1 pseudogene is annotated in these 273 nt (G+C 60.4%); it reads left to right on the plus strand.

Features of this window, described 5'->3' with window-relative positions:
- A pseudogene (locus tag ABG80_RS22280) lies at nt 1-273 on the plus strand (protein rep); the annotation flags it as partial.

Here is a 273-nt window from a genome sequence, read left to right on the forward strand (position 1 = left end):
CTGCACATGATCGCCTTGGCCGAGGTCGAGCCCAGCCAGGAGCGCTTGTCGCGGGATTGGCACCAGATCACCGGGGACAGCTTCATCGTTGATGTGCGGCCCATCGTTGGAGATCCCGCCGAGGGGTTCATGGAGGCTTTCAAGTACGCCGTCAAGTTCAGCGATCAGCCGGTTGCCGATACATGGCATGCCTTTCAGACGCTCAAGGGGAAACGCCTTCTTGGTTCTGCTGGGTGCTTCCGAGGTGTCGAGGTGCCGGAAGAGCTGACCGAT

Origin of the sequence: Aquabacterium parvum (assembly GCF_001447195.1) — a bacterium.
Lineage (GTDB): Bacteria > Pseudomonadota > Gammaproteobacteria > Burkholderiales > Burkholderiaceae_C > Aquabacterium > Aquabacterium parvum.